30 protein-coding genes and 1 tRNA gene are annotated in these 26,753 nt (G+C 69.5%); 19 read left to right on the top strand and 12 right to left on the bottom strand.

Annotation, left to right across the window (positions count from 1 at the left end; all coding sequences use genetic code 11):
* Positions 1 to 71: 71 nt before the first annotated feature.
* Entirely contained in the window at positions 72 to 380 is a 309-nt protein-coding gene (locus tag ABT085_RS01645) for a hypothetical protein (protein ID WP_351600394.1), read from the bottom strand.
* A 405-nt stretch (positions 381 to 785) separates the two neighbouring features.
* Here ABT085_RS01645 and ABT085_RS01640 point away from each other — a divergent pair, with 405 nt between their 5' ends.
* Positions 786 to 3,134, top strand: a complete 2,349-nt coding sequence (locus tag ABT085_RS01640) for an immune inhibitor A domain-containing protein (protein ID WP_351600392.1) — start codon at positions 786 to 788, stop codon at positions 3,132 to 3,134.
* 121 nt (positions 3,135 to 3,255) lie between these two features.
* On the top strand, positions 3,256 to 3,585 hold the full coding sequence (locus ABT085_RS01635; RefSeq protein ID WP_351600391.1) for a hypothetical protein: 330 nt from the start codon (positions 3,256 to 3,258) through the stop codon (positions 3,583 to 3,585).
* Between the two features lie 13 nt (positions 3,586 to 3,598).
* On the opposite strand, the gene ABT085_RS01630 is transcribed toward ABT085_RS01635, so the two are convergent.
* Both ABT085_RS01630 and ABT085_RS01625 read right to left on the bottom strand, forming a co-directional pair.
* Positions 3,599 to 4,183 (bottom strand): isochorismatase family protein, encoded by a 585-nt coding sequence (locus ABT085_RS01630; protein WP_351600389.1) that lies wholly within the window; start codon positions 4,181 to 4,183, stop codon positions 3,599 to 3,601.
* Positions 4,184 to 4,367: 184 nt separating this feature from the next.
* Entirely contained in the window at positions 4,368 to 5,714 is a 1,347-nt protein-coding gene (locus ABT085_RS01625) for a nicotinate phosphoribosyltransferase (protein WP_351600385.1), read from the bottom strand.
* A 96-nt stretch (positions 5,715 to 5,810) separates the two neighbouring features.
* Between ABT085_RS01625 and clpS the strand changes: the two genes are divergently transcribed.
* From clpS to ABT085_RS01585, 8 genes are all read left to right on the top strand, one after another.
* Positions 5,811 to 6,128 (top strand): ATP-dependent Clp protease adapter ClpS, encoded by a 318-nt coding sequence (clpS, locus tag ABT085_RS01620; protein WP_152892859.1) that lies wholly within the window; start codon positions 5,811 to 5,813, stop codon positions 6,126 to 6,128.
* Between the two features lie 12 nt (positions 6,129 to 6,140).
* The gene (locus tag ABT085_RS01615) at positions 6,141 to 6,746 is read left to right on the top strand and encodes a DUF2017 domain-containing protein (RefSeq protein WP_351600383.1); all 606 of its coding nucleotides are present in this window, start codon (positions 6,141 to 6,143) and stop codon (positions 6,744 to 6,746) included.
* Positions 6,747 to 7,094: 348 nt separating this feature from the next.
* On the top strand, positions 7,095 to 8,519 hold the full coding sequence (locus tag ABT085_RS01610) for an amino acid permease (RefSeq protein ID WP_351600381.1): 1,425 nt from the start codon (positions 7,095 to 7,097) through the stop codon (positions 8,517 to 8,519).
* Between the two features lie 134 nt (positions 8,520 to 8,653).
* On the top strand, positions 8,654 to 9,076 hold the full coding sequence (locus ABT085_RS01605; protein ID WP_351600379.1) for a M67 family metallopeptidase: 423 nt from the start codon (positions 8,654 to 8,656) through the stop codon (positions 9,074 to 9,076).
* A gap of 79 nt (positions 9,077 to 9,155) precedes the next feature.
* Positions 9,156 to 9,251, top strand: a complete 96-nt coding sequence (locus ABT085_RS01600) for a putative leader peptide (protein WP_238427166.1) — start codon at positions 9,156 to 9,158, stop codon at positions 9,249 to 9,251.
* Positions 9,252 to 9,380: 129 nt separating this feature from the next.
* Positions 9,381 to 9,659 carry a MoaD/ThiS family protein gene (locus tag ABT085_RS01595; protein ID WP_351600375.1) on the top strand — a complete coding sequence of 93 codons (279 nt, stop codon included), beginning with the start codon at positions 9,381 to 9,383 and terminating at the stop codon, positions 9,657 to 9,659.
* Between the two features lie 17 nt (positions 9,660 to 9,676).
* Positions 9,677 to 10,627, top strand: a complete 951-nt coding sequence (locus tag ABT085_RS01590; RefSeq protein ID WP_351600373.1) for a PLP-dependent cysteine synthase family protein — start codon at positions 9,677 to 9,679, stop codon at positions 10,625 to 10,627.
* A 327-nt stretch (positions 10,628 to 10,954) separates the two neighbouring features.
* Complete coding sequence (locus tag ABT085_RS01585) at positions 10,955 to 13,027, top strand: putative Ig domain-containing protein (protein ID WP_351600371.1); 2,073 nt, start codon at positions 10,955 to 10,957, stop codon at positions 13,025 to 13,027.
* Positions 13,028 to 13,147: 120 nt separating this feature from the next.
* Here the strand turns inward: ABT085_RS01585 and ABT085_RS01580 are convergent, their stop codons facing one another.
* Positions 13,148 to 13,399, bottom strand: coding sequence for a hypothetical protein (locus ABT085_RS01580; RefSeq protein WP_351600369.1), 252 nt, complete (start codon positions 13,397 to 13,399; stop codon positions 13,148 to 13,150).
* Between ABT085_RS01580 and ABT085_RS01575 the strand changes: the two genes are divergently transcribed.
* Complete coding sequence (locus tag ABT085_RS01575) at positions 13,389 to 13,694, top strand: hypothetical protein (RefSeq protein WP_351600367.1); 306 nt, start codon at positions 13,389 to 13,391, stop codon at positions 13,692 to 13,694. The two genes, ABT085_RS01580 and ABT085_RS01575, sit on opposite strands and share 11 nt — an antisense overlap.
* Positions 13,695 to 13,715: 21 nt before the next feature.
* Here ABT085_RS01575 and ABT085_RS01570 read toward each other — a convergent pair whose 3' ends face one another.
* On the bottom strand, positions 13,716 to 14,180 hold the full coding sequence (locus tag ABT085_RS01570) for a type II toxin-antitoxin system PemK/MazF family toxin (protein WP_351600365.1): 465 nt from the start codon (positions 14,178 to 14,180) through the stop codon (positions 13,716 to 13,718).
* Positions 14,181 to 14,394: 214 nt separating this feature from the next.
* Here ABT085_RS01570 and ABT085_RS01565 point away from each other — a divergent pair, with 214 nt between their 5' ends.
* Positions 14,395 to 15,147: an MBL fold metallo-hydrolase gene (locus ABT085_RS01565; RefSeq protein ID WP_351600363.1), complete on the top strand. Its 753-nt coding sequence runs from the start codon at positions 14,395 to 14,397 to the stop codon at positions 15,145 to 15,147.
* 148 nt (positions 15,148 to 15,295) lie between these two features.
* Here ABT085_RS01565 and ABT085_RS01560 read toward each other — a convergent pair whose 3' ends face one another.
* A complete protein-coding gene (locus ABT085_RS01560; protein ID WP_351600361.1) occupies positions 15,296 to 16,600 on the bottom strand; it encodes a PTS transporter subunit EIIC in 1,305 nt (434 codons plus the stop codon).
* A gap of 203 nt (positions 16,601 to 16,803) precedes the next feature.
* On the bottom strand, positions 16,804 to 18,090 hold the full coding sequence (locus tag ABT085_RS01555) for a PTS transporter subunit EIIC (RefSeq protein ID WP_351600359.1): 1,287 nt from the start codon (positions 18,088 to 18,090) through the stop codon (positions 16,804 to 16,806).
* A gap of 177 nt (positions 18,091 to 18,267) precedes the next feature.
* Between ABT085_RS01555 and ABT085_RS01550 the strand changes: the two genes are divergently transcribed.
* From ABT085_RS01550 to rdgB, 4 genes are all read left to right on the top strand, one after another.
* Positions 18,268 to 18,501, top strand: a complete 234-nt coding sequence (locus ABT085_RS01550) for a PTS sugar transporter subunit IIB (RefSeq protein ID WP_152892847.1) — start codon at positions 18,268 to 18,270, stop codon at positions 18,499 to 18,501.
* A 79-nt stretch (positions 18,502 to 18,580) separates the two neighbouring features.
* Entirely contained in the window at positions 18,581 to 19,318 is a 738-nt protein-coding gene (gene rph, locus ABT085_RS01545; protein ID WP_351600357.1) for a ribonuclease PH, read from the top strand.
* A gap of 148 nt (positions 19,319 to 19,466) precedes the next feature.
* A complete protein-coding gene (locus ABT085_RS01540; protein WP_351600355.1) occupies positions 19,467 to 19,868 on the top strand; it encodes a hypothetical protein in 402 nt (133 codons plus the stop codon).
* Between the two features lie 34 nt (positions 19,869 to 19,902).
* Positions 19,903 to 20,505 carry an RdgB/HAM1 family non-canonical purine NTP pyrophosphatase gene (rdgB, locus tag ABT085_RS01535; protein ID WP_351600353.1) on the top strand — a complete coding sequence of 201 codons (603 nt, stop codon included), beginning with the start codon at positions 19,903 to 19,905 and terminating at the stop codon, positions 20,503 to 20,505.
* A gap of 51 nt (positions 20,506 to 20,556) precedes the next feature.
* Here rdgB and ABT085_RS01530 read toward each other — a convergent pair.
* The 4 genes from ABT085_RS01530 to bcp all read right to left on the bottom strand — a co-directional run bounded on the left by ABT085_RS01530 (position 20,557) and on the right by bcp (position 22,571).
* A tRNA-Leu gene (locus tag ABT085_RS01530) sits at positions 20,557 to 20,629 on the bottom strand.
* 24 nt (positions 20,630 to 20,653) lie between these two features.
* Positions 20,654 to 21,322, bottom strand: a complete 669-nt coding sequence (locus ABT085_RS01525; protein ID WP_351600352.1) for an HNH endonuclease — start codon at positions 21,320 to 21,322, stop codon at positions 20,654 to 20,656.
* Positions 21,319 to 21,960 (bottom strand): HNH endonuclease signature motif containing protein, encoded by a 642-nt coding sequence (locus ABT085_RS01520; RefSeq protein ID WP_351600350.1) that lies wholly within the window; start codon positions 21,958 to 21,960, stop codon positions 21,319 to 21,321. Before ABT085_RS01520 ends, ABT085_RS01525 begins: the two co-directional genes overlap by 4 nt.
* 143 nt (positions 21,961 to 22,103) lie before the next feature.
* Positions 22,104 to 22,571 carry a thioredoxin-dependent thiol peroxidase gene (gene bcp / locus ABT085_RS01515; protein ID WP_351600348.1) on the bottom strand — a complete coding sequence of 156 codons (468 nt, stop codon included), beginning with the start codon at positions 22,569 to 22,571 and terminating at the stop codon, positions 22,104 to 22,106.
* A 95-nt stretch (positions 22,572 to 22,666) separates the two neighbouring features.
* On the opposite strand from bcp, the gene ABT085_RS01510 reads away from it, so the two are divergent.
* The 3 genes from ABT085_RS01510 (at position 22,667) to sugE (ending at position 23,932) form a co-directional block, all read left to right on the top strand.
* On the top strand, positions 22,667 to 23,005 hold the full coding sequence (locus tag ABT085_RS01510) for a DUF3618 domain-containing protein (protein WP_351600346.1): 339 nt from the start codon (positions 22,667 to 22,669) through the stop codon (positions 23,003 to 23,005).
* 55 nt (positions 23,006 to 23,060) lie between these two features.
* Positions 23,061 to 23,417, top strand: coding sequence for a GroES family chaperonin (locus tag ABT085_RS01505; RefSeq protein WP_351600344.1), 357 nt, complete (start codon positions 23,061 to 23,063; stop codon positions 23,415 to 23,417).
* Between the two features lie 194 nt (positions 23,418 to 23,611).
* On the top strand, positions 23,612 to 23,932 hold the full coding sequence (gene sugE, locus ABT085_RS01500; RefSeq protein WP_351600342.1) for a quaternary ammonium compound efflux SMR transporter SugE: 321 nt from the start codon (positions 23,612 to 23,614) through the stop codon (positions 23,930 to 23,932).
* Between the two features lie 16 nt (positions 23,933 to 23,948).
* Here sugE and ABT085_RS01495 read toward each other — a convergent pair whose 3' ends face one another.
* Positions 23,949 to 26,291, bottom strand: a complete 2,343-nt coding sequence (locus ABT085_RS01495; protein WP_502982591.1) for a transglycosylase domain-containing protein — start codon at positions 26,289 to 26,291, stop codon at positions 23,949 to 23,951.
* Positions 26,292 to 26,753: the final 462 nt, after the last annotated feature.

Genomic DNA, 26,753 nt, shown 5'->3' with positions numbered 1-26,753 from the left:
CGACGACGGCAATGTCGCGGCCGGCGGCAGCCTCGCCCTGTTCGACACGGCGTCCTGGGGCGACTCCTGTGTCAGCCGGCCGTCGGCACCCGCTCCTCGACCGCCTCGACGGCCGCGACGGTCTGAACGCCGTGGGCGGTCTCGACGAGTTCGGGCGAGACCGGGGCCGCGGCGTCCGCGTGCGTCGCGGCCGAGGCCGCGGCGCGCGACTTCGGCAGCGGGACCGTCATCGAGACCAGGAGCCCCAGCGCGAGTGCCGCGAGGGCGATGACCGCGATCCCCAGGCCCGAACTCGTCTGTGACAGCAGCAGCATGGCGAGCGTCGAGAAGATCACGGTGGAGGAACCGTAGGCGAGCTGTGCGGCAGTCGGACGAGGCATGGCAATCGTGTCCTCGGATGAGAAAGTGGGTCAGAGGGGTAGCGGCCTGGCATTCCGCCGACTTCCTGGCCTTCCGCCAGTCGACTCTAATCGGCTGCATGCCCGAGCGGAACGAACGGTAAGCGTGACCTAACCGACAGCGCTGGTGCACGGGGGGCGCACGGAGTCATGGAGTCCGCCAAGTGGGCCGACGCGCGCGCCTGTTGTGTTACGGCGCCATGTCCGTAATACGAACTCCTGCTTCGCATAGTGCAGTTGTCCTGCTCAAGTCAAGGTCTGTCTTTTCTCGTAAACCAGTAGTCAAATGACGTCACTTGACTACACGCGTTTAACCGTGCGCGGACCTTTCCTGTCCTGAACAGGCCCCCCTTCCGCGCGGTCGGTTGCGTCAGGGGAGGACATCAAGTGAGCAGCAGACCCAGGACCTTCAGAGCGGCCGCCACGGTCGTCGCCCTAGCGGCGGCCTCGGTGACGTTCTCGACCTTCGCGGTGGCGCAGGCCGCGGAGAGCACGTCCGCGGGAAGCCCCGCGGTGGACCGGCACGATCCGCAGCCGGTCAAGAGCAAGGAGCACGACTTCGACGGCCCCCTGAGCAAGACTCAGGACGCGCAGCGCAAGGAGGCTCTCCAGCAGGTCATATCCGGCCGGGCCACGGTCAAGGACCGCAACGGCTCGCAGGTCGTCCAGCTGAAGGGCAAGCAGGGCGGCAGCAAGTACGTCGAGCTCGGCCGCGAGAAGACCGACAAGATCTTCACCATCCTGGTGGAGTTCGGCGACCAGGTCGACAGCCGCTACGGCGGCACCGCGGGCCCGCTCCACAACCAGATCGCCGCGCCGGACCGCGCCAAGGACAACAGCACCGCCTGGCAGGCGGACTACAACCAGGCGCACTTCCAGGACCTGTACTTCGGCACCGGCAAGAACACCGAGTCGCTGAAGAAGTACTACGAGAAGCAGTCCTCGGGCCGCTACTCGGTCGACGGCGAGGTCACCGACTGGGTCAAGGTCCCCTACAACGAGGCCCGTTACGGCTCCAACGACGCCCCCACCGGCGCCTGGTACGCGGTGCAGGACGGCGTCAACGCCTGGGTCGCCCAGCGCGAGGCCGCCGGCGACACCGCCGCCCAGATCCGGACCGAGCTGGCCCAGTACGACCAGTGGGACCGTTACGACTACGACGGCGACGGCAACTTCAACGAGCCCGACGGCTACATCGACCACTTCCAGATCGTGCACGCCGGTGAGGACGAGTCCGCGGGCGGCGGCGCCCAGGGCGAGGACGCGATCTGGGCGCACCGCTGGTACGCCTTCGGCACCGACGCCGGTTCCACCGGCCCGGACACCAACAAGCTCGGCGGCACGCAGATCGGTGACACCGGCATCTGGGTCGGCGACTACACCATCCAGCCGGAGAACGGCGGCCTGGGCGTCTACGCCCACGAGTACGGCCACGACCTCGGCCTGCCCGACGAGTACGACACCGCGGGCGGCGAGAACTCCACCGGCTTCTGGACGCTGATGTCGTCCGGTTCCTGGCTCGGCACCGGCAAGAACGCCATCGGCGACCTGCCCGGCGACATGAACGCCTGGGACAAGCTCCAGCTCGGCTGGCTCGACTACGACGTGGCGAAGGCCGGCAAGCTGTCCGCGCACACGCTGGGCGTCGCGGAGTACAACACCAAGAACCCGCAGGCCCTCGTGGTCCAGCTGCCGAGGAAGACGGTCACCACGGACGTCGTCACCCCGGCCCAGGGCGCCACGCAGTGGTGGAGCGGCAGCGGCAACGACCTGCACAACACCCTGACCCGCTCGGTCGATCTGACCGGCAAGGCGTCCGCGAGCCTGACCCTCGACGGCTGGTGGGACATCGAGCAGGACTACGACTACCTCTACACCGAGGTCTCCACCGACGGCGGCGCCAACTGGACGCCCGTCGACGGCACCCTGGCCGACGGCACCGCCATCCCGCGTGACGGCAGCGGCAAGCCCGCCCTCACCGGCTCGGTGGCCGCGTACCAGAAGCTGACGTTCCCGCTCGACGCCTACGCGGGCAAGAAGGTCGACCTGCGCTTCCGCTACCAGACCGACGGCGGTGCGGCGCTGAAGGGCTTCACGGCCGACGAGATCACCCTGACCGCCGACGGCGCCACGGTGTTCTCCGACAACGCCGAGTCCGCGGACGCGGCCTGGACGGCGGCCGGCTTCACCCGCGTCGGCGCGTCCGTCACGGACGACTACGACCAGTACTACATCGCCGAGAACCGCCAGTACGTGTCGTACGACCAGCAGTTGAAGACCGGTCCGTACAACTTCGGCTTCTCGACGACCCGTCCGGACTGGGTGGAGCACTACGGCTACCAGACCGGTCTGCTGATCTGGAAGTGGGACACCTCCCAGGTCGACGACAACACCAGCGCGCACCCGGGCACGGGCCTGATCCTGCCGATCGACTCGCACCCGAAGCCGCTGAAGTGGGCGGACGGCACGCTGATGCGCAACCGCATCCAGGCCTACGACTCCCCGTTCGGCTGGTACCCGACCGACGCCGTCACGCTGCACAAGGCCGACGTCGCCACCAAGATCAAGTCGCAGGCCGGGGTCCCGGTCTTCGACGACGGCCGCTCGACGTACTACGACGCGTCGAACCCGTACGCCGGTGTCAAGATCACTGACACCAACACCCGGATCACGATCGTCCAGCAGCCGCTGAGCGGCTCGACGATCAAGCTCGTGGTCACCCCGTCCCACAAGTAGATCGCGTTTTAGCAGGTCACAGGCGTATCGGCGGCAACCCCTTGGCGGGTTGCCGCCGATCGTGTTTAGGTGCGTGCTGTGGATTTCTTATTGACACCGATGCACACGGGGGTGTGACCGCATGGCTGTGGGAGGTTTCTGCAAGTTGCCGGACGGCATGGTGGTGGTGGCGCTGAACCTGCCCAGCCCCGACGCCGACGGCTCGCCCGGTGTCCGGGTGCTCGTGCACGCCCGCAACCGTGCCCGGGCCCTGACCAGGCTGCGCAACCTCGGAATGCGCGCCGTCTACCTGCGGGGCAACGCGGCCCCGCCGACACCGGACGAGATCACCGCCGTCCTGCACCATCCCGACGGCCTGATATGGCGCAAGACGCCCTGCGGCGAGGTCACCCCGCCGGAGCTGTGGCACCCCATCCGTGCCCTGCTCAGACAGCCGACGGCTCCCGTCTGACGGGCCCGCCGACTCAGACGACCGGCTTGCCGGTCAGCTCCACCCCCGCCGCGCGCAGCTCCTCCAGCGCCCGGCCGGTGCTCTCCTCGGCCACCCCGGCGGTCAGGTCGAGGAGCACATGGGTGCGGAAGCCCTGCCGTACGGCGTCCAGGGCGGTGGCCCGTACGCAGTGGTCGGTGGCGATGCCCACCACGTCCACCTCGTCGATCTCGCGCGCCCTGAGCCAGTCGCCCAGCGGCACCCCGTTCTCGTCGGCGCCCTCGAAGCCGCTGTACGCCGCCGCGTACGCCCCCTTGTCGAACACGGCGTCGATCGCCCCGGAGGCGACCACGGGCGCGAAGTTCGGGTGGAAGCCCACCCCCTCCGTACCGGCGACGCAGTGCGCGGGCCAGGAGCGGACGAAGTCCGGGTTGTCGGCGAAATGGCCGCCGGGCGCGATGTGGTGGTCACGGGTGGCCACCACGTGCCGGTAGCCGGCGGGAGCCTGTCCGATCAGCTCGGTGATCGCGGCGGCGACGTCGGCACCCCCGGCCACCGCGAGGCTGCCTCCCTCGCAGAAGTCGTTCTGCACATCTACGACGATCAGGGCGCGGCGCATGGCGGATGTCCTTCGGCAGTGGGATCGCGGTGGGGGAGGGGACGGTGGTGGAGGACGGGCGAGGGATCGGGGGAGCGGTCGGGGGACGGTGCGGGACAGGAACCCGGCCGGGAAGTTCCGAGCCTAGAGACTTCGCGGGCCGTACGGGAGGGGGCGGCCGGGGGCGTGCGTGCGGGCACTCGCTCTAGCTACCCGACCGTCCGTGGACGTACTCCGTAGGAAGGACGGGTTCTCCCCGGGACAGCTGGGCGGCCGACAGCGGCAGACCGGCCAGGGCCGCCCGGTGCCGGTCGCGTGCGGCGTCCAGGGGCTCGCGGGCGACGACCTCGCCGCCCTTGACCAGATCGACCAGCAGCCGCCGGTCGAGCAGCTCGGGCGGCACCGCTCCGGTGCCGACGACCTCGGCCTCGGCGACCCCGTACGCGTCCAGCCGCCGCGCGGCCCACTTGCGGCCGCCGATGGAGGTCTTGCCGCCGCCGGACTTCTTCGCCACCGGCAGCAGAGGCGCCTTCGGGTCGGTGGAACCGGCGCGGGCGACCAGCTTGTACACCATCGAGCAGGTCGGGTGCCCGGACCCGGTCACCAGCTGCGTACCGACGCCGTACGCGTCCACCGGCGACGCCGCCAGCGAGGCGATCGCGTACTCGTCCAGGTCGGAGGTCACGATGATCTTCGTGTCGGCGGCGCCCAGCTCGTCGAGCTGATGGCGCACCCGGTGCGCCATCAACAGCAGGTCGCCGGAGTCGATGCGTACCGCGCCCAGCTCGGGCCCGGCGATCTCGACCGCCGTACGGACCGCCTCGGCGACGTCGTAGGTGTCCACCAGCAGCGTCGTGCCCCGGCCCAGTGAGGCGACCTGTGCCTGGAAGGCGTCCCGCTCCCGGTCGTGCAGCAGGGTGAAGGCGTGGGCGGAGGTGCCGACGGTCGGGATGTTGTAGCGGAAACCGGCCGCCAGGTCGGAGGTGGAGCTGAAACCGCCCACGTACGCGGCGCGCGCCGAGGCGACCGCGGCCAGCTCGTGGGTGCGCCGGGCGCCCATCTCGATCAGCGGCCGCCCCCGGGCGGCGGAGGACATCCGGGAGGCGGCGGCCGCGATCGCCGAGTCGTGGTTGAGGACGGACAGGATCACCGTCTCCAGCAGCACGCATTCCGCGAAGGTGCCCTCGACCCGCATGATCGGCGAGCCCGGGAAGTACACCTCGCCCTCGGGATAGCCCCACACGTCACCGGAGAACCGGTAGGCGGCGAGCCAGGCCAGGGTCGCCTCGTCCACGACGGCGCGTTCGCGCAGGAAGGCGATGACGTCCGCGTCGAAGCGGAAGTTCTCGATCGCGTCCAGCACGCGCCCGGTGCCCGCGACGACGCCGTAGCGCCGCCCTTCCGGCAGCCGGCGCGTGAACACCTCGAACACGCTGCGCCGCTCGGCGGTGCCCGCCTTGAGCGCGGCCTGGAGCATGGTCAGTTCGTACTGGTCGGTGAAGAGCGCGGTAGAGGGAACGTCCACCGGCAGCCCAAGGTCCGCTACGTCCATGGCCCGGATCGTACCCCCATTTCGTCAGTTTGACGATTTCAGTTTCGGGGTGCCCCGGGCGGGCTGTTTGTGCGACCACCCCCCTCGGGTGGCAGCATGGGCTCTGTGACGTCACCCGCACCCCTGGAGATCGAACGCACCGAGTCGGCGGAGGAGGTCTTCGCCGTACCCGAGCCCGACGTCCCCTGGGTCACGATCGTCCACAACGACCCGGTCAACCTGATGAGCTATGTGACGTACGTCTTCCAGTCGTACTTCGGCTACACCAAGGACAAGGCCACCAAGCTCATGCTCGACGTCCACCACAAGGGCCGGGCGGTCGTCTCCAGCGGCAGTCGCGAGGAGATGGAACGCGACGTGCAGGCCATGCACGGCTACGGTCTGTGGGCCACCCTCCAGCAGGACCGGAAGTAGCGAATCGCCTCCATGCCAGGACACTTCGAACCGCTCCCCGGCGGCGGCGCGGCCGTCGCCCTCGACGACGTCGAGATCTCCATCATCCGCTCGCTGACCGTCCAGCTCCTGGAACTCATCGGCCCCGGCCCCGCCGAGGACGCCTCGGCCGACCCGCTCGCCGAGCTGTTCGCCGAGGGCCCCAGCGAGCCGCCCGCCGACCCGGTCCTCAGACGGCTCTTCCCCGACGCCTACGGCGACCCGGAGGCCGCCCCGGGACCCGAGGAGGCGGAGGAGCAGCGGGCGCACTCCGCCGAGTTCCGCCGGTACACCGAGAACGACCTGCGGGCCGGCAAGCGCGAGAACGCGCTCGCGGTGATCCGGACCCTGGACGCGCTCACCTCCGCCGCCGGTGACAGCGGCGCGGTGCTCAAGCTGTCGCCCGGCGAGTCCCGGCAGTGGCTGAGCGCCCTGAACGACCTGCGGCTGGCGATCGGCGCCCGGCTGGAGATCACCGACGAGGACGACACCGACCTCCTCTACCGCCTCCCGGACGAGGACCCGCGCAAGCCGATGGTGATGGCCTATCTCTGGCTGGGCGGGCTCCAGGAGACGCTCGTGTCCACCCTCCTGCCCTGATCCGCCCGGCCGGGCGTTCGCTCAGCGGACGCTCAAATCCGGATAACGATCGCATTACCCCAGCGGCCGACTGTGTCCACTTTGTGCACCCTTTGGCCGCTTCTACCTGTGCGTTGCGCCACAAATCGCCCCGACGATCAAGAGTAGGGGCGTGATAAATCTTCACGACCGCCCGGCGAGGACCACCCATGCCCCCGCCGGGTGCGCCACCGAGCCGACGACCGTCGGCCAGGCACGGAGCGGACTCGGAGAGCCCCGAGCCCGCTCGCTCCATACATCCGGGGGGATCGCAACCCGATCCGAGGCCGACAAAAGGCCTGGGTCGGCATGGAGAAAGGCGCACCACACATGACCTCGGTACAGGTCGACAAGGACAGCACCCCCGAAGAGGGGTACGAGCGCGGGCTCGGCAGCCGCCAGGTCCAGATGATCGCGATCGGCGGAGCCGTCGGTGTCGGGCTCTTCCTCGGCGCCGGGGCGAACATCGCCAAGGCGGGCCCCAGTCTCATCCTCATGTACGCCCTCGCCGGCGTGATCATCTTCTTCATCATGCGGGCACTGGGCGAGCTGCTGCTCTACCGCCCCGTCTCCGGCTCCTTCGCGGAGTACTCCCGAGAGTTCCTCGGCCCGTTCTTCGGCTACTTCACCGGCTGGACCTACTGGCTGATGTGGGTCGTCACCGGCATGGCGGAGCTCACCGCCGCCGCGATCTACGTCAACTACTGGTTCCCGTCCATCCACCAATGGGTGACGGCACTGGTCTTCCTGGTCGTCCTGTTCGTGGCCAACCTGATCTCCGTCAAGCTCTTCGGCGAGATCGAGTTCTGGTTCTCGATGGTCAAGGTCACCGCCCTGATCGGCATGATCGTGATCGGCCTCGGCGTCCTCACCTTCGGCTTCAGCTCCGCCGGTGACACCGCCTCGGTCGCCAACCTCTGGCAGTTCGACGGCTTCTTCCCCAAGGGCATCGGCTCCTCCCTCATGACCCTCCAGGGCGTCATGTTCGCCTACCTCGCCGTCGAACTCGTCGGCGTCACCGCGGGCGAGTCCGAGAACCCCGAGAAGACCCTCCCGAAGGCGATCAACACCCTGCCCTGGCGCATCGCCCTCTTCTACGTCGGCGCCCTCACCGTCATCCTCTGCGTGGTGAAGTGGACCGAGTTCGCTCCCGGCGTCAGCCCCTTCGTCGAGGCGTTCGCGAAGATCGGCATCCCGGCGGGCGCGGGCATCGTCAACTTCGTCGTCCTGACCGCCGCCCTGTCCTCCTGCAACTCCGGCATGTACTCCACCGGCCGGATGCTGCGCACCCTCGCGGACAACGGCGAGGCCCCCAAGGTCTTCAACCGGCTCTCCGCCACCAAGACCCCGGCGATCGGCATCACCGTCTCCATGCTCTTCATGGGCATCGGCGTCGTCCTCAACTACGTCGTCCCGGAGAAGGCCTTCGGCTACGTCACCTCCGTCGCCACCGCGGCCGGCATCTGGACCTGGCTGATGATCCTGATCAGCCATGTCCTCTACCGCCGCGCCGTCGACGCCGGCCGGCTGCCCGCCTCCTCCTTCCCGGCACCCGGCGGCGCCAAGTTCAGCTACGTCGCCATCGCGTTCCTGCTCTTCGTCACCGGCCTCATCGCCTTCGACGCCGACTCCCGCGTCTGCCTCTACGTGATGGCCGGCTGGGCCGCCGCCCTCGCCGTCGGCTGGTACGTCGTCAAGGCCCGCAACCCCCAGGTCGCCGAGCGCCGCGCCCCGGAGTTCGAGAACGTGGGCTGACCACCCTCCCAGGACGTCCGGCCGCGGGGAGCACTCGTGGCGCCCCTCGTGGCAGCCGCTCAGGGCGTCCGGCATACGGGCTCTGCCGTACCACTCTTCGGTACGGCAGGGTCCGTCTGTCTATCCTGACCGGCATGCTGACCATCACCCAGTACCTGTACGACCGGATCGTCGCCCACGCGCGCCAGGACCACCCCGACGAGGCCTGCGGCGTCGTCGCGGGCCCGGTGGGCGAAGGCCGCCCCGAGCGCTTCATCCCCATGCTGAACGCCGCCCGCTCGCCCACGTTCTACGAGTTCGACTCCCAGGACCTGCTCAAGCTCTACCGCGAGATGGACGACCGCGACGAGGAGCCGGTGATCATCTACCACTCCCACACCGCGACCGAGGCCTACCCCTCCCGCACCGACCTCTCCTACGCCAACGAGCCCGGCGCCCACTACGTCCTCGTCTCCACCGCGGACACCGACGGCGCCGGAGAGTTCCAGTTCCGCTCCTTCCGGATCGTCGAAGGAGAGGTGACGGAGGAGGAGGTCAAGGTCGTGGAGGCCTACTGATCTCGCCCCTCGGTCGAAAAAAGTCCGTCATGTGGGATGACACTCCGGAATCCGGACCGGGAATCGATACGATGAGCCCATGGTTCTGTACGACGTGAGCGAGAAGACGCCGGGCGCACTGCTCGTGGCGCGGCTGCACGTCGACCTGTGCAGGCTCGCCAGCGCCATCTGTTGACGCCGACCCCTGCTGACGCCGACCCCTGCCGCCGTACGGCCCGTGAGCCGCGGCGCCCGATCCGCGCCACCACGCCCGGCACCGCCGCGCGCCCACCGAACCCGCCACTCCCGACAGGAGCCCTCAGCCATGGCCATCGAGGTCCGCATCCCCACCATCCTCCGCACCTACACCGACGGCGCGAAGGCGGTCGACGCCAACGGGGAGACCCTCGCCGAGCTGTTCGCCGACCTCGACACCCGCCACGCGGGCATCCAGGCCCGCATCGTGGACAACGGCGAGCTGCGCCGCTTCGTCAACGTCTACCTCAACGACGAGGACGTCCGCTTCCTCGACGGCATCAACACCAAGCTGACCGACGGCGACAACGTCACGATCCTGCCGGCCGTCGCCGGCGGCATGGCCTGATCGGTCTTCGGGCACCCATGCGCTACGACTCCCCGCTGGCCGCGGTGGGCAACACCCCTCTGGTGCGCCTGCCGCGGCTGTCGCCGTCCGCCGACGTCCGTATCTGGGCCAAGCTGGAGGACCGCAACCCCACCGGCTCGGTCAAGGACCGTCCCGCCCTGCACATGATCGAGCAGGCCGAGAAGGACGGCCGGCTCACTCCCGGCTGCACGATCCTCGAACCCACCTCGGGCAACACCGGCATCTCCCTGGCCATGGCGGCCAAGCTCAAGGGCTACCGCATGGTCTGCGTCATGCCCGAGAACACCTCCCAGGAGCGCCGGGACCTGCTCGGCATGTGGGGCGCCGAGATCATCCCCTCCCCGGCCGCGGGCGGCTCCAACACCGCCGTGCGTGTCGCCAAGGAACTGGCCGCCGAACACCCCGACTGGGTGATGCTCTACCAGTACGGCAACCCCGACAACGCGGGCGCCCACTACGCCACCACCGGCCCCGAGATCCTCGCCGACCTGCCCTCCGTCACCCACTTCGTGGCCGGCCTCGGCACCACGGGCACCCTGATGGGCGTGGGCCGGTTCCTGCGCGAGCACAAGCCGGACGTCAAGATCGTCGCCGCCGAACCGCGCTACGACGACCTGGTCTACGGCCTGCGCAACCTCGACGAGGGCTTCGTCCCCGAGCTCTACGACGCCTCCGTCCTGACCACCCGCTTTTCCGTCGGCTCTGCGGACGCCGTCACCCGCACCCGTGAGCTCCTCCAGCAGGAGGGCATCTTCGCGGGCGTCTCCACCGGTGCCGCCCTGCACGCCGCGATCGGCGTCGGCACCAAGGCGGTCAAGGCGGGCGAGAGCGCCGACATCGTCTTCGTGGTGGCCGACGGCGGCTGGAAGTACCTCTCCACCGGCGTCTACACCGCGGCCACCACCGAGCAGGCCATCGAGACCCTCCACGGCCAGCTCTGGGCATAGTCCTTCTCATCGATGCGCCAACCCCCTCTCATGAGGGGGCTAAGGCGCGTTATGAGGCGGCAAAGATCTCCCTCCGGGCCTGCCCGGCCCCTCCCCGGGCGGGCTACGGTCTGCCCGCGCCTTGTCATGCCTAGCTCATCCGGGTAGGGCGGGGCGCCGAAGGTGTTCCAAGCGTTCGAAGCGTTCCAAGTGTTCCAAGCGTCATGTCGATGACGTGAGTCGATGCTGTAAGTGTCATGCTCATGACCGCGCTTTGAGCCGCCGCTACGCGCGTCACAAGCCTGCCACCCAAGTCGAGATCCCCACTCCCGATGGAGGCAGTACCCCATGCGTGAGTCACGCCCGAGCAAGCGGCGACCGAGCCTGCGAAGACTCCTGACCGCAGCAGTCCCGGCCCTCGCCCTCACCGTCGCCGGCCTCATGGCGGCCCCCGCGGCCGGAGCCCAGACCGCCACCGCGGTCCCCGCCACCTCCCACACCACCCAGAACGCCAAGGCCCTCACCGCCCCCGAGCGGCAGGCCGTCCACGCGACCGGCAAGGCCGGCCAGAAGGTGCCGACCGAGCACCTCTGCGCCACCGCCGAGCCCGGCCACGCGTCCTGCTTCGCCCAGCGGCGCACCGACATCAAGCAGCAGCTGTCCGCCGCCCTCGCCGCCGCCGCGCCCTCCGGCCTGAGCCCGGCCAACCTGCACAGCGCCTACAACCTGCCCTCGACCGGCGGCTCCGGGCTGACCGTCGCCGTCGTCGACGCCTACAACGACCCCAACGCCGAGTCGGACCTGGCCACTTACCGCTCGACGTACGGCCTCTCGGCCTGCACCAAGGCCAACGGCTGCTTCAAGCAGGTCAGCCAGACCGGCTCCACCACCTCGCTGCCGACCAACGACAGCGGCTGGGCCGGTGAAGAGGCCCTCGACATCGACATGGTCAGCGCGGTCTGCCCGAACTGCAACATCATCCTGGTCGAGGCCACCTCCGCGAACGACTCCGACCTCGGCACCGCCGAGAACGAAGCCGTCGCGCTCGGCGCCAAGTTCGTCTCCAACAGCTGGGGCGGCAGCGAGTCCTCCTCCCAGACCAGCGAGGACACCTCCTACTTCAAGCACCCGGGCGTCGCCATCACCGTCTCCTCGGGCGACGAGGACTACGGCGCCGAGTACCCGGCGACCTCCCAGTACGTGACCGCCGTCGGCGGCACCGCGCTGTCCACGTCCTCCAACAGCCGCGGCTGGACCGAGTCCGTGTGGAAGACCTCCAGCAGCGAGGGCACCGGCTCCGGCTGCTCCGCCTACGACCCCAAGCCGAGCTGGCAGACCGACACCGGCTGCACCAAGCGCATGGAGTCCGACGTCTCCGCGGTCGCCGACCCGGCCACCGGCGTGGCGGTCTACGACACCTACGGCGGCTCCGGCTGGGCGGTCTACGGCGGCACCAGCGCCTCCGCGCCGATCATCGCCGGCGTCTACGCCCTCGCGGGCACCCCGGGCTCCAGCGACTACCCGGCGAAGTACCCCTACTCCCACACCTCCAACCTGTACGACGTCACCAGCGGCAGCAACGGCAGCTGCTCCACCTCGTACTTCTGCACCGCGGGCACCGGCTACGACGGCCCGACCGGCTGGGGCACCCCCAACGGCACCACCGCCTTCGCCTCCGGCACCAGCACCGGCAACACGGTGACCGTCACCAACCCGGGCAGCCAGTCGACCGCCACCGGCAGCTCGGTCAGCCTCCAGATATCCGCGAGCGACAGCGCCGGCGCGACCCTCACCTACAGCGCGACCGGCCTGCCGACCGGCCTGTCCATCAGCAGCTCGACCGGCCTGATCTCCGGCACGGCGTCCACCGCGGGCACCTACAGCACCACCGTCACCGCGAAGGACTCCACCGGAGCCTCCGGATCGGCCTCCTTCACCTGGACCGTCAGCACCTCGGGCGGCGGCACCTGCACCTCCGCCCAGCTGCTCGGCAACCCGGGCTTCGAGTCCGGCAACACCACCTGGACCGCGAGCAGCGGAGTCATCACCACCGACTCCGGCGAGGCGGCCCACGCCGGCTCCTACAAGGCCTGGCTGGACGGCTACGGCTCCACCCACACCGACACCCTGTCCCAGTCGGTGACCATCCCCTCCGGCTGCAAGGCGAGCTTCACCTTCTATCTGCACATCGACACCGCGGAGACCAGCACCAGCTCGGCGTACGACAAGCTGACGGTCACCGCCGGATCGACCACCCTGGCGACGTACTCGAACCTCAACAAGGCCACGGGATACACCCAGAAGACCTTCGACCTGTCCTCCTTCGCGGGCTCGACGGTCACGATCAAGTTCAGCGGCGCGGAGGACTCCTCCCTCCAGACCAGCTTCGTCGTGGACGACACCGCCGTCACGACCAGCTGACCCTCCCGTACCGCTGAGCGGGGGCCCCGGCCGTGCGACACGGCCGGGGCCCTTCCGGGATCCGGATGTGCGGGTGGAACGTCACATCTGCACCAGGCACCGGTCCCGGCGGAAAGGCGGTCACCCCATGCGCCGTACGACGCTCCACCGCACGACGGTCACCACGGTCGCCACGGCGACGCTCCTCCTCGCGGGCTGCGGCGCGCAGCACGGGGGCACGGGCGGCGCCTCGACGGTGTCCCCGTCCGCGGACACGTCCGCGGGTAAGCCCTCGGACGCATTTCCGAGTGCGCCGTCGAGTACGCCGCCGGGCGCGTCGGCGCCCGCGACCCCGTCCGGGTCACCGGCCTGCACATCCCACGTGGAACTCACCGCCGCCGACAACGGCCGCGCCGTCTGTCTGACGGCGGGCGGCCAGATCCGCCTCACCCTGGACGGAACCAGGGAACGGCCCTGGACCCCGGTCACGGCGAGCGGCGGCGCGCTGAAGGCCGCGAACCCGGGCATCGCCGTCCTGCCGGGCGACGCCGTCGCCGCCTACGACGCGGTGGCCACCGGAGACGCGGAACTCGGCTCCTCCCGCCCGGTGTGCGCCCAGCACACCGGCCCCGGCCGGATGTCCTGCAAGAGCGTCGAGGAATGGACCGTCACCGTGACAGTGCGCTGAGCCCGCGAGGCCGAGCGCTCCTCAGCCGGCCAGGTGCCGCACCTGGTCCCACAGGGCCGGGTCCACCACGCCCACCCGACGCCGGAAGTCCATCAGCGGCACCTGCCGCAACTCGTCCGTCTCCAGGAAACTCGTCCGCCCCTGCGCGTCCCCGACCGCACCCGGCGGCAGCGGGATCACCCCGGCCCGCTCGTCGTGGTACCTGCTGGTGATTTTCGCGACCGTCGCCCGCCGCCCGCGCACCGACAGCACCAGACACGGCCGGTCCTTGCCTCCGGGCCGGTCCTCGTACGGCACGCTCGCCCACCAGATCTCCGCCGGCCGCGGCCGCCCCGCACCGCCCACGCGCCCCGGCTGTCCCGGCCGCCCCGGTGGACGGCTGCGGCGCCGGGCCGGTCTGCCGCTGCGCCCCCAGCCGTCGACCAGCACGGCGACCAGCGCGAGCAGTACCACCGCCGCCAGCGCCAGCCACCATGACGTGTCCATACGACGACGTTACCGGCGCGCAATCCCCGCCGCGCGCCTTGCCCCTACGCCCCCGGGCTCCGCTTCCAGCCGATCCGGTGACACCACGGGTGAGTTCGCCCACAACGGCCCCTGGCGGAGGAGCGACCGACGGTTTTGCGCCTTACGCTCGACGGACCGCACGACCCCCGTCACCCCTTTTCCCAGTATTCCCGCCAGCGGAGGTTTCTGCTTTATGAAGCTCACCGTCGTCGGCTGCTCGGGGTCGTTCCCGTCCGCGGAATCGGCCTGCTCGAGCTACCTCGTCGAGGCCGACGGCTTCCGGTTGCTTCTCGACATGGGCAACGGTGCCCTCGGAGAGTTGCAGCGCCACTGCGGTCTCTACGACCTCGACGCGATCTTCCTGAGTCATCTGCACGCCGACCACTGCATCGACATGTGCGCCTATTTCGTCGCGCGCTACTACCGCCACGACGGCGGCCCGTGCGCCCCGATCCCGGTCTACGGGCCCGAGGGCACCGAGCACCGCCTCACCACGGCCTACGGCGACACCCCCACCGCCTCGTCGATGAGCGAGGTCTTCGACTTCCACACGGTCAAGCCGTCCACGTTCGAGATCGGCCCGTTCACCGTGCACACCGAGCGGGTGGCCCACCCGGTGGAGGCGTACGCCATCCGTATCGAGTACGGCGGCCGCTCGCTGACGTACTCGGGCGACACGGGAGTCAGCGACGCCTTGACGGAACTCGCCCGGGACACCGACCTGTTCCTGTGCGAGGCCGCCTTCACCCACGGCCGGGAGGACATCCCCGACGTGCACCTCAACGGCCGCGAGGCAGGCGAGATCGCGACCCGCGCGGGCGTGCGCCGCCTGGTGCTGACCCATGTGCCGCCGTGGACGGACCCCGCGATCAACCTGGCCGACGCCCGAGCGGCGTACGACGGACCGCTGGAACTGGCGGCGCCGAGGATGGCGTACGACATCTAGGTCCCGAGACCTCCCGAGTGCTTTACGGGGTTCCACGCCCCGCGGCCGCGCAGCCCACGGCGTGACGAACTGCCGGGCAGGTCCCACGACATGACGAAGGCCCCCGGAGCCACAGTGCTCCGGGGGCCTTCTGCCGTTCAGCGGGGACTCACGCCTTCGTGAGGTCCTCGATCTCCTCCTCGGGCTCGCGGCCCGGGGTCGGGAGGTTGAACTTGGTGATCGCGAAGCGGAAGACGACGTAGTAGATCGCCGCGAAGACCAGACCGACAGGGAACAGCAGCCACGGCTTGGTGGAGATGCCCCAGTTGATGAGGACGTCGGTGGCACCGGCCGAGAAGCCGAAGCCCATGTGCATGCCCAGCGCCCAGGTGACGGCCATCGAGAGCGCGGTGAGAACGGCGTGGAGCGCGTACAGCACCGGGGCGATGAACATGAACGAGAACTCGATCGGCTCGGTCACACCCGTGATGAACGAGGTGAGCGCCAGCGACGTCATCATGCCCAGCACGGCCTTGCGGCGCTCGGGACGGGCAGAGTGCGCCATAGCCAGGGCGGCGGCGGGCAGACCGAACATCATGATCGGGAAGAAGCCGGTCATGAACATACCCGCGTGGGGGTCACCTGCGAAGAAGCGCGGGAGGTCGCCGTGGACGACGGTGCCGGCGGAGTTGGTGAAGTCACCGAGCTGGAACCAGGCCACGGAGTTCACGAACTGGTGCATGCCGATCGGGATCAGCGCGCGGTTGATCAGGCCGAAGAGAGCCGACCCGAAGGAGCCGAGGCCGGTCATCCACTCACCGAAGTTGGTGATGACGTCACCGATGGGCTGCCAGCCGAGGACCACCAGGATGCCCAGTGCGGTGCCGACGAGGGAGGTGATGATCGGCACGAACCGACGGCCGTTGAAGAAGCCGAGCCAGTCGACGAGCTGCTTGCGGTGGTAGCGCTGCCACAGCACGGCCGTCAACAGGCCGAGGATGATGCCGCCGAGCACACCTGGGTTCTGGAAGGTCGCGGTCTGCGCGGCCTCGGTGCCCTTCTGCCAGAAGCCGCCGAACGCGCCGGTAGCCGTGTAGGTGGCGCCGTCGTGGCCTTCCTCGATCGGGAACTGGTGGATCACCGCGTAGTAGGTGAGGAAGCTGACTACGGCCGCCAGCGCTGTCGAGCCGTCGGCCTTCTTCGCGAAGCCGATGGCCACGCCTATACAGAAGAGCAGGGGCAGCCCGAAGGAGCTGTCCAGCAGGGCGCCGCCGGCGCCGGCGAACACCTTCGCGACGTCTGCGGGGATGTGGAACCTCTCCTGGACGTCCGCTTGCCCGGCGCGCAGCAGAAGGGCCGCCGCCGGAAGGACGGCGATCGGCAGCTGCAAGCTGCGACCGACCTTCTGCAAGCCTTGGAACAGGCCGGATCCCCGCTTCTTTGCGGGGGCCGCCGTTGCGGTGGCGGTGCTCATAGCGTTCCTCCATCAAGGGGATGGTCTACACCACTCAGTGGTGTAGACCAGTTATAGCCGATTAAGGACCGTCTAAGGAACCCGTGAATCCAGCTACCGGATCGCTACTCGTGGTGCTCGTCGAGGGCGGCGATCCCTTCCATACCGGACAAAAGTAAGGCCCCCGGACCGTCGGTCCGGGGGCTTTGTGACAAAAGCGACGTCTACACCTTTGTGACATCTTCCACTTCATCTTCGCGTTCCCGCCCAGGAGTTCTCAAATCGAACTTCTTGATCGCGAACCGGAAGACCGCGTAGTAGACGGCGGCGAAGCCCAGGCCGATGGGCACGATCAGCCAAGGCTTGGTCGCCAGGCTCCAGTTGATGACGTAGTCGATCAGTCCCGCCGAGAAGCTGAACCCGTCGTGGACCCCCAGCCCCCAGGTCACCGCCATCGACACACCCGTCAACAGCGCGTGGAACACGTACAGCAGCGGCGCCACGAACATGAACGAGTACTCCAGCGGCTCCGTGATCCCGGTGACGAACGACGTCAGCGCCACCGACAGCATCAGGCCCCCGACCTCCTTGCGCCGGTCCGGCCGTGCGCAGTGCGTGATCGCCAGCGCCGCCGCCGGCAGCGCGAACATCATGATCGGGAAGAAACCCGAGGTGAACTGGCCCGCGGTCGGGTCGCCCGCCAGGAACATGTTGATGTCGCCGTGCACCACCGTGCCGTCCGGCTTGGTGAAGCTGCCGAACTGGAACCACAGGGGCACGTTCAGGAACTGGTGCAGCCCGATCACCAGCAGCGCCCGGTTCGCGACCCCGAAGATCCCCGCCCCGTACGAACCCAGATCGCTCAGCCAGTCGGAGAAGCTCTCCAGGGCGTCGCCCACCGGCGGCCACACCCACAGACACAGCGCCGCGAACGCGATCGCGACGAACGCCATGACGATCGGCACCAGCCGGCGGCCGTTGAAGAAACCCAGCCAGGCCACCAGCTTCGTACGGTGATAGCGCGCCCAGAAGTACGCCGCCAGCAAGCCCATGACGATGCCGCCGAACACCCCCGGATTCTGGTACGCGAACACCGTCACCGAACCGTCCGTCAACTGGCAGCCCGTGGCGACCGGTCTGGATCCCGCCGCACAGTCCTCCGGGAACTGGCGCAGCACATTGAAGTAGACGAGGAAGCCCGCGACCGCCGCCAGCGCCGTCGACCCGTCCGACTTCTTCGCCATCCCGATGGCCACACCCACGCAGAACAGCATCGGCAGCCCGAAGGCGCTGTCGAGCAGCGCGCCGCCCGCGCCCACCATCACCTTCGAGACATCACTCCAGCCCAGCCCGTCGTCCCCGAACACGTCCGGCTGTCCCAGCCGGGTGAGGATGCCCGCCGCCGGGAGCACCGCGATCGGCAGCTGGAGGCTGCGTCCCATCTTCTGCAAACCCTGGAACAGACCGTTCCAGCGCTGCCGGGCGGGGCTGATCGTGGCGTCTGCGCTCATCGGGCTCCTCGCGGCGGGGGCCTGGTTTGGCGGCCGTCCGCCTGGTGGTGTAGACCAGTTCGCGGACGGTTCCGTTGTCGTGAACACCAGCATTCGGCACCCACGACACGACCGCTCGCAAAGTTGGGCCAACTGTGGGTTACTGCGACAAAGCGGTTCGTAACAGGGAGAAGGAACATGGCCACCAAGGCTGAGAAGATCGTTGCCGGGCTCGGCGGCATCGAGAACATCGAAGAGGTCGAGGGCTGCATCACCCGCCTCCGGACCGAGGTCGCCGACGCCAGCCTCGTCGACGACGCCGCTCTCAAGGCCGCCGGAGCCCACGGCGTCGTCAAGATGGGCACCGCCATCCAGGTCGTCATCGGCACCGACGCCGACCCCATCGCCGCGGAGATCGAAGACATGATGTGAGGCATCCGCCTCCCCCCGGACGGGGCCCCTTCCCGGTAAGGGAGGGGGCCCCTCCCGTTGTGCGGCTAGGCTCGGCGCCATGTCTCGAATCGACGGCCGCACCCCCGAACAGCTCCGCCCCGTCACCATCGAACGCGGCTGGAGCAAGCACGCAGAAGGCTCCGTCCTCGTCTCCTTCGGTGACACCAAGGTCTTCTGCACCGCCTCCGTCACCGAAGGCGTGCCCCGCTGGCGCAAGGGCAGCGGCGAAGGCTGGGTCACCGCCGAGTACTCCATGCTCCCCCGCGCCACCAACACCCGCGGCGACCGCGAGTCCGTCCGCGGCAAGATCGGCGGCCGCACCCACGAGATCAGCCGCCTCATCGGCCGCTCCCTGCGCGCGGTCATCGACTACAAGGCCCTCGGCGAGAACACCATCGTCCTCGACTGCGACGTCCTCCAGGCCGACGGCGGCACCCGCACCGCCGCCATCACCGGCGCCTACGTCGCCCTCGCCGACGCCGTCACCTGGGCCCAGGGCCGCAAGCTCGTCAAGGCCGGCCGCCAGCCCCTCACCGGAACCGTCTCCGCCGTCTCCGTCGGCATCGTCGCCGGAGTGCCCCTGCTCGACCTCTGCTACGAGGAAGACGTCCGCGCCGAGACCGACATGAACGTCGTCTGCACCGGCGACGGCCGCTTCGTCGAGGTCCAGGGCACCGCCGAGGCCCAGCCCTTCGCCCGCGACGAACTCGACTCCCTCCTCGACCTCGCCGTCTCCGGCTGCATCGACCTCGCCGCCGCACAGCGCGCGGCACTCGAGGCCGTCCTCGAAAAGTAAAAGACGCACCAAGCAGAACGGCTCCGCCGGGCAACCTCCCCCTCACCCGAAGCGTCCCTACGAGTACGGGGCGCACGGCACACCGCCGTGCGCCCCGTATCGCAAAGGGAACGGGGCCCTCGGGCCCGGACAGGGGAGGGAACCACCCATGGGCGCGAACAGACGCCGAGGCCGCCGCACCACCATCGCCACCGCCCTCGCGGCCGTCGCACTCACCACCGGTCTGACCACCGGCTGCGACGCCGTCGGCACGGCCCTCGACTGCGTCCAGACCGCCGACACCATCGCCGACAGCGTCACCGACCTCCAGCAGGCCGTCGAGAACGCCGCCAACGACCCCACCCGGACCGGGGAGTCCCTCACCGCCATCGAGAACAACCTCGACAGGATCGGCGACAAGACGGACAACGCCGACGTCAACAAGGCGGTCGACGACCTCCGCAAGGCCGTGGGCAACGTCCGCACCGCCGTCGACAACGGCGACACCACCCCGGACCTCGGCCCCGTCACCGACGCTGCCGGCGAACTCACCAAGGTCTGCACACCGTAAGAACCGCCAGGCCGCGGCCGGGATACTGGTCCCCATGACCCGCCTGATCCTCGCCACCCGCAACGCCGGAAAGATCACCGAACTGAGGGCGATCCTCGCCGACGCAGGACTGCCCCACGACCTCGTCGGCGCGGACGCCTACCCCGACATCCCCGACGTCAAGGAAACCGGCGTCACCTTCGCCGAGAACGCCCTGCTCAAGGCCCACGCCCTCGCCCAGGCCACCGGCCACCCCGCCGTCGCCGACGACTCCGGCCTGTGCGTCGACGTCCTGGGCGGCGCACCCGGCATCTTCTCCGCGCGCTGGGCCGGCCGCCACGGCGACGACAAGGCCAACCTGGATCTGCTTCTCGCCCAGCTCTCCGACATCACCGAGGAGCACCGCGGCGCCCACTTCGCCTGCGCGGCCGCCCTCGCCCTGCCCGACGGCACGGAACGCGTGGTCGAGGGCCGGCTGCGGGGCGTCCTGCGCCACACCCCGGCCGGCACGAACGGCTTCGGCTACGACCCGGTCCTCCAGCCGGACGGCGAGAACCGCACCTGCGCGGAACTGACCCCGGCTGAGAAGAACGCGATCAGCCACCGCGGCAAGGCATTCCGGGGGCTGGTGCCGGTGGTGCGGGAGTTGTTGGGCTGAGCTCGCACAACGGCCCCTCGTCTTCGATGACGAAGACGAGGGGCCGATTTGTGCGCCCGGTCGGATTCGAACCGACAGACACGACCACCTAAAGATCGCCGCTCAGCCCTTGGCGTACGGGCGCCAGTGCCGGGCCCACTTTACTGGGCTACGCGCGTTGGCGTCTGCCGCCTCTGCACCAGGTGTCGGTAACCGCGTGGTAATTCGGGCACAACAACCGCAGGTTCGCCCGCCGGTCGTCGCTCCAGTCACCGTTGATGTGATCGACCTCCAGCGTCATGGGCCTGCCGAGCCACTCGGGGCCGACGCCGCATTTGGCGCACATCTCTGGTTCGCCCACCTCCAGGAGGGCTCGGCGCAGCAGATGGGACCTCGTTCTGCGGCTGCCATCGTGCCGGACCAGGATGTCCGCAGCGCGCCTGAGTGGTACGCAGCCCGGTTTGCTCCGCTGATGCGCTTGCCCCAGGAAATGGGTGGTGTCGAGGCCGTCCTCCGCTACCCATTGGCGGAGCAGGCTGCGCAGCCTGGAGTTGTAGGGCTCCATTCCCAGAGCGCGGAGCGCGTCCGCGAGGGAGGTCGCCCCCGCGACCGCATGACGCAACTCGTCAGTGGTCGGCCTGGCGGGTGTCGCCTTCCTTCGCTTCTGGCGAGGCATATGAGAGACGTCGATCCCGAAGTGCTCGAAGCGTCGGAAGAGGTGGCGGCGGAGCTGGCCGTAGGGGCGAGTGCCGAAGAAGGCGATGACCTCCTCGATGTCAGAGCACTGCGCGGCCGCCTTGACCAACTGCTCCCGGGTGTACTGCGTGCCACCCTTCATGAGACCCGCCCTTTGCCACGTCCGCGATAACTGTCCGTCGTCGAATGGCAGTTGGGGCACAGGAGTCGCAGGTTTCCGATGCGGTTGTCGCGCCAGTTGCCGTCGATGTGGTCGACTTCGAGTGGCAGCGGGTGCCCCTGCCACATCGCCTCGATCCCGCACAGAGCGCAGCGTTCCGGCATGCCGGAGGCCTTCATCGCCCATTTCAGGCGGTCGCTGGGGATCCGGCGGGCGTCCGCCTCCGACTGCTCGACGAGTAGCCCCTCGGGGGTCCGGGGTCGCCATGGCTTGCCGCGCCGGGTCGGTACCTGAAAGTGCGACGTGTCGATCCCGTACGCCCTGATCCTGCGGCTGATGTGCGTGTGATGCCCGCCCACGACTTCCAGCCCGAGACGGCGCAGCACCTCGCACATGTTCGTCGACGCGGAGACCGCCGCCTGGAGCACTTCCCTGGTCCATCGCACCCCCTCACGTTCGAAGTGCGACGTATCCACCCCGAGCTTCCGCATCCGCTCCCGGAGGTATCCCCGCGTAGGCCCCCTCGGCTCCACCCCCAGCCTCTCCAGTGCCTCGGACAGTGTCCGAGCCTCCCGGGCCGCCTCCTCCAGCCGTTCCCTGGTGTACGCGCTCGCGCCCATCGAGACCCCCCTCCGCCCCCGGCCACCCGTTCGTGACTCGTACGGATTAACGAGCGGCTCATCGGACAGTCACGCCCGAAATGCAAAGCGGCCCGCGCCGGGGTGTCCGGGACGGGCCGCTTCGCGGGTGCGGGGGCAGGGCCTCAGATGCCCAGGTCCTTGATGATCTTTGCTACGTGGCCCGTGGCGCGGACGTTGTACAGGGCGCGTTCCACCTTGCCGTCCTCGTCCACCACGATCGTGGAGCGGATGACGCCCATGTAGGTCTTGCCGTAGTTCATCTTCTCGCCGAAGGCGCCGTACGCCTGCAAGACCGTCTTGTCGGGGTCGCCGACCAGCGTGACCTTCAGGGACTCCTTCTCACGGAACTTGGCCAGCTTCTCCGGCTTGTCGGGGGAGACGCCGATGACGTCGTACCCGGCGCCGGCCAGGAGGTCCAGGTTGTCCGTGAAGTCGCACGCCTGCTTGGTGCAGCCGGGGGTCAGGGCCGCCGGGTAGAAGTAGACGATGACCTTGCGGCCCTTGTGGTCGGCCAGTGACACCTCGTTGCCGTCGGCGTCGGGCAGGGTGAAGGCGGGGGCGGTGTCCCCGGGCTGGAGTCGCTCGCTCATCGGCCTAGCGTAACCGGGGGTCCTGGCCGTGCGGCGCGGCGCGAACCTGACAGACTGTCCGGAACAACGCATCAGCAGATTTTGGAGGCCGTACGGTGGCGGACACGTCGGAAACGTCGGACACCAGAAGCCCGGCGCAGATCGAGGCGGACATCAAGCGCCGCCGGGACGTTCTGGCGGAGACCCTCGACGAGATCGGTGTGCGGGTGCACCCGAAGACCATCGTTGGCGACGCCAAGGCCAAGGTCGTCTCCAACATCGACCACACGCTCGGACGGGCGTACGTCGGTGTGAACCGGGCCGTGAGCGATGTGAAGGCGCAGTTCGTCGACGAGGAGGGCGCGCCGAGGATGGAGCGGATCGTGCCCGTCGCGCTGGTCGCGGTCGGCCTGGTCGGGCTGCTCGTCGTCGGGTCCAGGCGCCGCAGGCGCTGAGCGGCGGGCGACCCACCCGCGTACGGATTCGTACGGGACAGGTAGGTTCAGTGGTGTGAGCGCCAACAAGAACGAGCACAGTCCGCAGCACGACAAGCTGCCCATCCGGATGCTGCACGACCGCGTACTCGTGCGGCAGGACACCGCCGAGGGCGAGCGGCGTTCCGGCGGCGGCATTCTCATCCCGGCCACGGCCGCGGTGGGGCGCCGGCTGGCCTGGGCCGAGGTCGTCGCGGTGGGGCAGAACGTACGGGGCGTGGAGCCGGGTGACCGGGTGCTGTACGACCCGGAGGACCGTGCCGAGGTCGAGGTGCGGGGAGTGGCGTACGTGCTCATGCGCGAGCGCGACCTGCACGCGGTGGCGGCGGACCGGTTCGAGGGGTCGCAGGACTCCACCGGGCTGTATCTCTGATTCTGCGACTGAAGAGGGCTGGTGACCATGGTCACCAGCCCTTTCTTCGTGCTTTTGCTACGTTGGGAAGGAGCCCGACGAGACGCGCCGTACCGGGGTCACAGGCTGCCGACTCAGGTCGGCCGGCCCGCTGTGACAGGGAAGAAAGACGACGCACCCCGCAAGAGTGTCCGTACGTCTCGGAGGTGCCTGTCATGGCCTGGGTTCTGCTTGTCGTCGCCGGTCTGCTGGAGGTCGGCTGGTCGGTGGGGATGAAGTACACCGACGGGTTCACCCGGCTCGTGCCCAGTCTGCTCACCGGGTCCGGCATCGTCGCCAGCATGGTGCTGCTGTCGTACGCCACGAGGTCGCTGCCGATCGGCACGGCGTACGGCGTGTGGGTGGGCATCGGGGCGGCCGGTGCGGCGGTGGTCGGCATGGTGGTGCTGGGGGAGCCGGCGACCGCCGCCCGGATCTTCTTCGTGGGTCTGCTGCTGGTCGCCGTGGTGGGGCTGAAGGCGACCTCGGGGCACTGACTGGCGGGCCGGCCGGTCACTCTCTGCGGGTGCCGAGGGCGCCCGTGCCCAGGGTGGTGCCGATGGGGCCCGTGTTGCCGGTGTCCCCCGTGGTGCTGCCGGTGGTCGCTCCGGAGGAGCCGTCGCCGTTGCTGCCGTCGGTCGTCGAGCCGGTGTTCCCGGTCGTGGTCGAGCCGTCGGCGCTGCCGTCCGTGGTGGAGCCGTCGCCGGTGCCGTCCGTCGGCGCGCCGGTGTTCCCGGTCGTGCCGGAGCCGTCGCTGCCGCCGTCGTCCGTGCCCTCGGTGGCGTTGCCGTCGTTCTGGCCGGAGGGGGCCTGGGCGCTCTGGGAGGGGTCGGGGAGTGGGGGCGCGGGCTGGTCGGCGCCTTCCTGGAGCTGGAGGTCGAAGTCGGTCACCGGCTTGCCCTTGAGGGCGTTCTTGGTGAACTGCGCCCAGATCTCGGTGGGGGCGCCGCCGCCGTTGACGCGCTGGAGGCCCATCGCGCCGTAGAGCGGGGTGTGGGCGGCGGTGACCGGGTCCTGACCCATGACGGAGATGACGGTGGCCAGCTCGGGGGTGTAGCCGGCGAACCAGGCGGCCGTGTCGTTCTCGGCGGTGCCGGTCTTGCCGGCGGCGGGGCGGCCGGCGGCCTGGGCGGCGGTGGCGGTGCCGTTCTGGACGACGCTGCGCAGGACGTAGGTGGTGGTGTCGGCGGCTTCGCGGGTGACGGCCCGGCGGGTCTTCGCCTCGGGCGTGTCCATGATGCTCCGGCCGTCCTTGGTGACCTTGTCGATCATCGTGTACGCGCCGGCCTTGCCGTGGTTGGCGAGGGTCGCGTAGGCCTCCGCCATGTCGAGGACACTGGCGGTGGCGGTGCCCAGCGCGATGGACGGGTAGGGGTTGAGGTCCTTGGTGGCGGCGGGGATACCGAGGGCGACCGCGGTGTCCTTGACCTTCTGCGGGCCGACGTCGACGGCCATCTGCGCGTACACGGAGTTGACGGACTTGTCGGTGGCGGTGCCCACGGTGATGTTGCCGTAGGAGACGTCGTCCTCGTTGGCCGGGGCGTAGCTGCCGCCGTTCCAGCCCTGGACGGGCCGCTTGTTGGTGCCGTCGTAGTAGGTGTTCGGGGTGATGGCGCGGCCGTCCTGGGTCTTCGACCCGTTCTGGACGGCCGAGGTGAACACGAACGGCTTGAAGGTGGAGCCGACCTGGAAGTCCCCGCGGGTGGCGTTGTTCGTGTACTGCTTGATGTAGTCGATGCCGCCGTACATCGCGACGACCTTGCCGGTCTTGGGGTCGACGGAGGCGCCGCCCGCGCGGACGGAGTTGTCGACCTTGCGGCCCTTCTTGTCCAGCTTGGACATGAGGTTGTCGTTGACGGCGTCGACGAGGGCGTCCTGCTTGGACTTCTGGAGCGTGGTGGTGACGCGGTAGCCGCCCGCCTCCAGCTCGTCCGCGGTGACGATCTTGTTGTCCTTGAGGTATTCCTTGATCGCGTCGACGATGTAGCCGCGCTGTCCGGACATGCCGGTGGAGGCGGCGCTGTTCTCCTTCGGCGTCGGGAACTTCATGCCGGCGCGCTCGGAGGCGCTGAGCCAGCCCTTGGTGACCATGCCGTCGAGGACGTAGTTCCAGCGGGCCTGGGCGGCCGCCTTGTTCTCGGGGTGCGCGATGACGTCGTACTCGCTGGGCGCGTTGACCAGCGCGGCGAGGTAGGCGCCCTTGGCGGGGTCGAGGTCCACGGCGTCGATGCCGTAGTAGGCCTTGGCGGCGGCCTGGATGCCGTAGGCGTTGCGGCCGAAGTAGCTGGTGTTGAGGTAGCCCTCGAGGATCTTGTCCTTGCTCTCCGTGCGGTCCAGCTTGATGGAGATGAAGAACTCCTTCACCTTGCGCTTGGCGGTCTGCTCCTGCGCGAGGTAGTAGTTCTTGACGTACTGCTGGGTGATCGTGGAGCCGGACTGCTTGCCCTTGCCGGTGGCGGTGTTCCAGCCGGCCCGGAGCATCGCCTTGGGGTCGATCGCGGACTCGGTGTAGAAGTCGCGGTCCTCGGCGGCGAGCACGGCGTGCTGGGCGTCCTTGGAGACCTGCGGGAGGCTGACGTTCTCGCGGTTGATCTCGCCGTCCCGGGCGATCTCGGAGCCGTCGGCGTAGAGGTAGACGTTGCTCTGCTTGGTGGCGAGCGCGTTGGCCGCCGGAACCTTGACCATGGAGTAGCCGAGGAAGAACAGGCCCATCAGCAGCACGACGCCGATGACGACGGTGCTCAGCACCATGCGCCAGGTCGGGAAGATCCGGCGCCAGCCGGTGCGCTTGGGGCGCTTGGGCTTCTTTCCGCCGTTCACTGGCTCGGCACCCCGGTCGGGTTCGACGGTGTGCACGGCCTGGGCGGTCCGGGGGTCCTGGGGCGCGTAGGCGGTCTGCGCCTGCGCCTGTACGGGCGCCGCATGGGGCGTGTGAGGCGTGTGGGCCGTCCGGGCAGCCGCTGCCGCTGCTGCCGCCGTCGCGAGCGGTGCGGCCTCGGCGGGGAGGGAGGGGCGGCGGGCGCCCTGGGCGGGAACCGTGGGGCGGGTGCTCCGGGCGGCGGTGGCGTCCGGCTCGGTCGTCACCCGGCGGAGCTGCGCCGTCGCGTCCGGTTCGGTCGTCACCCGGCGGAGCTGTGCGGTCGCGTCCGGTTCGGGCGCCACTCGGCGGAGCTGTGCGGTCGCGTCCGGCTCGGACGTCACCCGGGGGAGCCGCGCGGTCATCTCCGCCTCGGCCGCTCCGGCCTCGGCGTCGCCCGTGTCGGCCTTGTCACTCGCGGTGGCTTCGGCGGCTCCGGCCGACCTGGCGGCTTCGCCGGC

Source organism: Streptomyces sp. NPDC002265 (assembly GCF_040296125.1).
Classification (GTDB): domain Bacteria; phylum Actinomycetota; class Actinomycetes; order Streptomycetales; family Streptomycetaceae; genus Streptomyces.
This window is presented reverse-complemented; position numbering and strand designations above follow the sequence as displayed.

What these genes read in the sequence shown, in the direction of transcription:
- ABT085_RS01600 (WP_238427166.1), top strand. Translation starts at nt 9,156, where the DNA reads ATGGTTCTGTACGACGTGAGCGAGAAGACGCCGGGCGCACTGCTCGTG.
- ABT085_RS01605 (WP_351600379.1), top strand. Translation starts at nt 8,654, where the DNA reads ATGCTGACCATCACCCAGTACCTGTACGACCGGATCGTCGCCCACGCG.
- ABT085_RS01625 (WP_351600385.1), bottom strand. Translation starts at nt 5,714, where the DNA reads ATGGACGTAGCGGACCTTGGGCTGCCGGTGGACGTTCCCTCTACCGCG.
- ABT085_RS01565 (WP_351600363.1), top strand. Translation starts at nt 14,395, where the DNA reads ATGAAGCTCACCGTCGTCGGCTGCTCGGGGTCGTTCCCGTCCGCGGAA.
- ABT085_RS01540 (WP_351600355.1), top strand. Translation starts at nt 19,467, where the DNA reads ATGGGCGCGAACAGACGCCGAGGCCGCCGCACCACCATCGCCACCGCC.
- ABT085_RS01560 (WP_351600361.1), bottom strand. Translation starts at nt 16,600, where the DNA reads ATGAGCACCGCCACCGCAACGGCGGCCCCCGCAAAGAAGCGGGGATCC.
- ABT085_RS01585 (WP_351600371.1), top strand. Translation starts at nt 10,955, where the DNA reads ATGCGTGAGTCACGCCCGAGCAAGCGGCGACCGAGCCTGCGAAGACTC.
- ABT085_RS01595 (WP_351600375.1), top strand. Translation starts at nt 9,381, where the DNA reads ATGGCCATCGAGGTCCGCATCCCCACCATCCTCCGCACCTACACCGAC.
- ABT085_RS01520 (WP_351600350.1), bottom strand. Translation starts at nt 21,960, where the DNA reads ATGGGCGCGAGCGCGTACACCAGGGAACGGCTGGAGGAGGCGGCCCGG.
- ABT085_RS01610 (WP_351600381.1), top strand. Translation starts at nt 7,095, where the DNA reads ATGACCTCGGTACAGGTCGACAAGGACAGCACCCCCGAAGAGGGGTAC.
- ABT085_RS01570 (WP_351600365.1), bottom strand. Translation starts at nt 14,180, where the DNA reads ATGGACACGTCATGGTGGCTGGCGCTGGCGGCGGTGGTACTGCTCGCG.
- bcp (WP_351600348.1), bottom strand. Translation starts at nt 22,571, where the DNA reads ATGAGCGAGCGACTCCAGCCCGGGGACACCGCCCCCGCCTTCACCCTG.
- ABT085_RS01635 (WP_351600391.1), top strand. Translation starts at nt 3,256, where the DNA reads ATGGCTGTGGGAGGTTTCTGCAAGTTGCCGGACGGCATGGTGGTGGTG.
- rdgB (WP_351600353.1), top strand. Translation starts at nt 19,903, where the DNA reads ATGACCCGCCTGATCCTCGCCACCCGCAACGCCGGAAAGATCACCGAA.
- ABT085_RS01550 (WP_152892847.1), top strand. Translation starts at nt 18,268, where the DNA reads ATGGCCACCAAGGCTGAGAAGATCGTTGCCGGGCTCGGCGGCATCGAG.
- ABT085_RS01645 (WP_351600394.1), bottom strand. Translation starts at nt 380, where the DNA reads ATGCCTCGTCCGACTGCCGCACAGCTCGCCTACGGTTCCTCCACCGTG.
- ABT085_RS01615 (WP_351600383.1), top strand. Translation starts at nt 6,141, where the DNA reads ATGCCAGGACACTTCGAACCGCTCCCCGGCGGCGGCGCGGCCGTCGCC.
- ABT085_RS01630 (WP_351600389.1), bottom strand. Translation starts at nt 4,183, where the DNA reads ATGCGCCGCGCCCTGATCGTCGTAGATGTGCAGAACGACTTCTGCGAG.
- clpS (WP_152892859.1), top strand. Translation starts at nt 5,811, where the DNA reads ATGGGCTCTGTGACGTCACCCGCACCCCTGGAGATCGAACGCACCGAG.
- ABT085_RS01555 (WP_351600359.1), bottom strand. Translation starts at nt 18,090, where the DNA reads ATGAGCGCAGACGCCACGATCAGCCCCGCCCGGCAGCGCTGGAACGGT.
- ABT085_RS01525 (WP_351600352.1), bottom strand. Translation starts at nt 21,322, where the DNA reads ATGAAGGGTGGCACGCAGTACACCCGGGAGCAGTTGGTCAAGGCGGCC.
- ABT085_RS01590 (WP_351600373.1), top strand. Translation starts at nt 9,677, where the DNA reads ATGCGCTACGACTCCCCGCTGGCCGCGGTGGGCAACACCCCTCTGGTG.
- rph (WP_351600357.1), top strand. Translation starts at nt 18,581, where the DNA reads ATGTCTCGAATCGACGGCCGCACCCCCGAACAGCTCCGCCCCGTCACC.
- sugE (WP_351600342.1), top strand. Translation starts at nt 23,612, where the DNA reads ATGGCCTGGGTTCTGCTTGTCGTCGCCGGTCTGCTGGAGGTCGGCTGG.